The organism is Acidithrix ferrooxidans, from assembly GCF_000949295.1.
In the GTDB taxonomy this organism is placed as follows: Bacteria; Actinomycetota; Acidimicrobiia; order Acidimicrobiales; family Acidimicrobiaceae; genus Acidithrix; species Acidithrix ferrooxidans.
This window is the reverse complement of sequence record NZ_JXYS01000120.1, coordinates 1-5,542: the sequence shown is the minus strand read 5'-3', so window position 1 is coordinate 5,542 and position 5,542 is coordinate 1. Positions and strand designations below refer to the sequence as shown.

At 45.1% G+C, this 5,542-nt stretch carries 3 protein-coding genes and 1 pseudogene; 3 read left to right on the top strand and 1 reads right to left on the bottom strand.

The annotated features are described in order from the left end of the window. Positions 1-515, top strand: a 515-nt coding sequence (locus AXFE_RS16340) for an IS1634 family transposase (protein ID WP_152626176.1), incomplete at its 5' end; no start/stop codon positions are given. A gap of 134 nt (positions 516-649) precedes the next feature. On the opposite strand, the gene AXFE_RS16335 is transcribed toward AXFE_RS16340, so the two are convergent. Then, on the bottom strand, positions 650-2,443 hold the full coding sequence (locus AXFE_RS16335) for an ABC-F family ATP-binding cassette domain-containing protein (RefSeq protein WP_052607003.1): 1,794 nt from the start codon (positions 2,441-2,443) through the stop codon (positions 650-652). A 973-nt stretch (positions 2,444-3,416) separates the two neighbouring features. Here AXFE_RS16335 and AXFE_RS16330 point away from each other — a divergent pair. Continuing rightward, complete coding sequence (locus AXFE_RS16330) at positions 3,417-4,331, top strand: HPP family protein (protein WP_052607002.1); 915 nt, start codon at positions 3,417-3,419, stop codon at positions 4,329-4,331. 655 nt (positions 4,332-4,986) lie between these two features. Further along, positions 4,987-5,542: pseudogene (locus AXFE_RS19610) on the top strand (IS1595-like element ISAxf1 family transposase); the annotation flags it as partial.

Below are 5,542 nucleotides of genomic sequence, written 5' to 3'. Positions count from 1 at the left end.
GGCAAGATCATCAAAAGAGACGCTTTGACAAAGTAATCAATCTCACTATTACAGAAAAACCCACTAAAGCCAAAGATGATAATCTCCAAGGAGCCTACGTCATAGACACCAGCCATAGCGAGCTAGATGCAGGTGAGATCTGGAATATCTATACGACTCTCACTAAAGTAGAAGATGCCTTTAGATCCCTCAAGAGTGATCTTGGACTTCGACCGGTCTATCATCAACTAGCTAGCCGAACTGCTGCTCACCTCTTCATCTCAGTACTTGCCTATCACCTCCTTAGTGCTATTGAGCTGACCTTGAGGCAAAATAACGATAAGAGAAGATGGTCAACCATTAAAGAGCAACTCAACAGTCACCGCCGAGCCACCATAGTTCTTACATCAGATAAAGGCGTCGTCTATCACATCCGCACTAGTGGTGTTTCTGAGCCGGTTCACAAAGAGATCTACCGTCTCTTAGGAGTTAGTGATCCCCTTAAACGGATAAAGACGATTGCGACGCATTTGTAGTGTCCCAACCTAAAACCACATACTCAACTAGCTGGGAGAATAGGTTGATTTTCGGAAAGATGGGTTAAGGTGATCCCTTCTCCGCAGGTGCAAAAGTGAGGCGATCTTCCCAAGTCTCTGTCGATAGAGCTCATCTAGGCATCTTCATCTAGCATCGATAGATTCAACCAGGCCTCTTCAGCCTCACCTAGTTGCGCCGAGGCGGCCTTCATCTTGGCATCCAACTCTGCTAGTCCTCGATAGTCACCAAAGTCATGTGCGGCCATTTTATCGACCAATACTTTAATCTCCTGAGAGAGACGCTTCATCTTCTTTTCCAAATTAGAGATCTCTCTTGCCGCCTCTTTCTTTGCCTTTCGGTCCTCGCGGAGATCGTTGTTCTTTGGCTTTGTGGATTGTTCGTCAATCGTGCCGATATCAGAATTTCGATCACCTAAGAGCTCTAAAAACTGGTCTACACCTCTAACCAAATGAACAAATTGACCATTTATAAGACCATATTGCATATCGGTAACTCGCTCAATCAGGTACCTATCATGCGATACAACAAAGAGAGTGCCGGGCCACGTATCCAAAAGATCCTCAATAGCAGCCAGCATATCGACGTCCATATCATTGGTTGGCTCATCTAAAACCAAAACATTCGGTTCGCCTAACAATGTCAAAAGGAGCTGCAAGCGTCGACGTTGCCCACCGGAAAAGTCATCCACAAAAGTTGCCATAGAGTAGGAGTCGAAACCAATGCGCTCTAGAAGTTGAGATACGGAAAGCTCACGACCACCACTGTTATCCGTCGTCTTGTATCGCGCTACTACCTCATGGAGGCGCTTTCCCTTTACCTGATCCGATTGAAGGATCTTTTGATCGAGACGGCCAATTCGAACAGTTGACCCCATCTTTACATCTCCCGAAGTTGGCTTTAGGTCACCAGTTAAAATTGAAAGAAGGGTCGATTTTCCCACCCCATTGGAGCCGAGAATCCCTATCCGATCACCGGGGCCAACCTTCCAAGTCAGTTGATCGATGATCTTGCGCTGGCCATAACTAAAACTCACATCATCGAGCTCAATCACCTCACGGCCTAAGCGAGATACTGCCATCGCCGAGAGCTCAACGCTATTTCTAACAGGAGGCTCTTGTGCAATCAAGACGTTAGCGGCCTCAATACGAAATTTTGGTTTAGAGGTTCGAGCTGGGGCCCCTCGGCGCAGCCAAGCAAGCTCCTTACGCATCAGATTCTGGCGTTTATTCTCAATCACGCTCGCCTGACGATCGCGCTCGACCCGAGCCAAAACATAGGAGGCATAACCACCATCAAAAGGTTCAACGATTGAATCATGGACCTCCCAGGTCGTTAGGCATACCTCATCCAAAAGCCAACGATCGTGAGTTACGATGACGAACCCCCCGACGTTGCGAGGCCACCTATTCTTTATATGGTCAGCGAGCCATGTGACGCTCTCAAGGTCTAAATGGTTGGTGGGTTCGTCTAAAAATAGGACGTCCCACTCCCCAACCAGCAAAGCAGCCAGAGCAACTCGCCGTGACTCACCGCCACTCAAATCTCCAACCTTTTGATCCCATCTACTTGGTGGTATCAATCCCGACAGGATCTCTCGCACGCCTCCTTTCGATGCCCACTCGTATTCTGAGGAATCACCAACGATCGCATCTTTGACGCTAAGAGTCGGATCAATACTTTCGGATTGACCAAGCATGCCAACTCTCAAGCCATTGCGTGCAGTGACTTTACCTGAGTCAGGATCTAACACTCCTGACAAAATCGTGAGAAGGGTAGATTTACCATCTCCATTTCGTCCCACAACACCAATTCGATCACCATCGTTAATTCCCAGTGTCACCTCATCAAAGATTGTTCGAGCTGGATAACTCAACGAAATCTTTTCCGCCCCCAGCAAATGTCCCAAGACACACCCTTCCTAACATCTTTACCCAAAGGCCCAAAACACCAAACGAATTCACAGATAAAAGGCTGAAACCGCTAAAGACCACAATCTGACATAAACAATCAAGTAAAGCGGCTAAATATCCCTAGTCAAGGATATCTAAACCACGAACAATGCTATCTAAGGCAACATTGCCTCTTTTACTCGAATCCCACCATGATCATCAATGCGGCACATTTAACCGATTGGTTTGGGGCAGCTACAGTCTACTTTTTCATTTGACCAAGTGATACATCTCGATTAGTGGAATGGGCGGTGGACTGAATGCCCGCGGGCTTTAGCCATGGGAGGTTCCAACGCCTGCCTGATTAAAACGGACCGGAATAAACACAAAAAAGCAATAGACCAGAAGATCCAACGTCACTTGCGATTCAGCCACTGATTGCCATTAACAGGTGAAAACGTTCAATCGGAGAAGTTAATTTAAACCTCTCCAATCAAGGTATCATCCACCCAAAATGCAATGGGTGAATCATCTTCGACACCAGGGTGCCTGTCCTTGACCACTTCGCCACATTTAGCCATAAGCCCAAGACAAGGCCATTGCCTAACCCGCAATCGATCTCATGGCCTGAGTGGATTTAAATGATCAAAATCGAACGATATTAAAGGCGAGCTATCTTTCATGAAAAAGAGTAAGACCAACAGACTCCCAACCATGGGCCAAGAACCCCACGGAGCACCTAGATAGAACCCAAGGCAAGATCCGAGACCGATGGTTAAAGGGGATCAAAAGTTCAATCGAATCAACTTTACGATTCAAAAGCGACGCAACATCGGAAAGCTCAAAATGAGAAGTATCGAGCCAGGGTAGATAGCAAATCAAAGCGGACTTTAATATCCACTAATTGGATTATATTATGCAATGATCTCTTGGCGCCTTGAGGGAAACTTACCATCAATCCATGAAAGCCACTAAAGACTAGGAGAAATCTTGACCAAGGCGAAGATACTTCGAATAACCATAGTCTTGGCGATTATTGTCGCCATGGTTGCCATGTCGCAACTTCTAGCCATTCCTCAGATCATCTTTCCCGAAGCGGCAGCCCTCTCTGTCGGCGCGATCTATCTGGCCAAGGATGACTGGATTGAATCACCTTGGAAGTTGGCTATATTGCCGCCTTTAGCGTCGCTAATTGGAGTTTTATCGATACGCGCTGGATTGCCAAATTCAATCTCAGTTCCGGTTTTATTCTGTCTAATAGTGATTTCACTACGTCTTTTGAAGTCGGAATTATTCCCAACAATATCTGCAGGAGTACTGCCGCTAATATTTAGGATTTCTACGCTTTATTTCCCAATAAGCGTACTAATCATCTCATTGCTCATCACCTTGATTAGCCAGCTTCTAAAACAGAGCCCAAATGGTAGTATCCAAACTCTACACCAAAGCGTTCCAAGCGACAGACAATTGAATACTACAGCTATCGTCTATAGCGCCATCGTACTAATTTGGATCCTATTTGCGTGGAATTTTCTACCCAAAGTCTCCATTGCTCCTCCCCTCTTTGTCTCTTTCTATGATTGGTTTAGTTCTAACGACCAATCACATCGTCGGCTCCTAAGGAGATTTATCTCAATAATCACAGCAGCAACGATTGGAGAGGCCGCAATACACCTCTTTCCTAGACCCCTCAGCGCACTTGTTGCGGTAGCTGTCACTTGGGCTATCATCACGCTATTGGAGGACCTACACCCGCCAACATTAGCAATTTCTCTTCTACCTTTGATTCTGCCCAACCTCAAAGCCTTTACCTTTGTAGCTGGAGTTGGAGTGACAACCATCTGCCTGGGAGCTATCGGCGTAGAAGTAAAGCGCCTGGCAAAATGGCGATCCCGGCCGCTTTGATTTATGAAAAAATATAAATAAATAGTATTTCGTCTATTGATCAAACAATTATCAGATTTCGAACCGATGGAAATTAATTCCTTTCTGTCTAGCATTTCCAAATCAAAGATACGGCCCTATTGCTTGAGATAGTTAATAAAAACTATAGAGTACAAAGTCCCATAAGTGACTATTCCGATTCTCTGGACCACTATTGGTAGAATCTTTGGACCACAGCACCAGTATCTTTGGACCACTGCACCGAAGTCTTTGGACCAGACTTTCCTGATCCCTTTAACCTATCTCTAAGTTACCTCAATCCTGGTAGATGTCAGGCTAGAAGGTCCCTTAATTAATGCCTAAATGGCTCGTCTTTTTGATATTTATTTGTCCATAGTCCTCTCGTTGTTGGATTAGAAAGTTGTCTTTCGCTTTTCTGAGGATTACGGACAACTCTAAGCCAGGAGTAGCACGAAGGGTAACTGGTCCCAATGGGTAGTTTCGGAACCAGTTACCCTTCTTTTTATTACATACTTATCAAGTTTCGTAAGTTTCGCCTTCACCGAGACCAGATTGGAGCTAATCCTTAGTAGAACAGATGTTCTATAAAGCTGTCTTGGTGGATATCTCAGGCTTTATGGTACGCTTCGCTTCAAAGTAAGCATGTGAAGATCATTTGATCAAATTGCTATTGCTATTAGGGATTTAGATTCTCAAAGTGTAACTTCGATCAATTTACTTTAGTAAGGGCAAATCATTTCAAGAAATGCAGCATCTCGAGCTCCACTTTTTCAATGTAAATCTTGTCACCGCCAAACTAGCGTTACCTCCGGAACCATCTTTCATCGAAGTCATATCTCTTTATCCAAGTGGTTCTCCGCTATCTATCTATTGTCCAACGACAAGCGTGGTCTTTCGGCTACTACCCCCTAGCCATCAGAGCCCTTGCTAAATTCGTTCAAGTTTCTTATTCGACTGGCTGGTTGATGCTAAATAAGCTACCTAAGGCAATGGCTGAGCGTAATGGCTGAGCGAGATGGTTTATACAAACTTGGAGAAAACGCCTGAGTAGATGAGTTCTTTTTAGGTGGTGAGAGCCATGGCGAAGGCTAAAGAGGAAAGGGAACAAAACAAACCAATGTTCTAATTGGAGTGTCGATTAGCAATGGTGCTCCTACTCATTGCTTCATGGAAGTAATCAAAGATACCACTGCTAAATCACCCAAAAGATG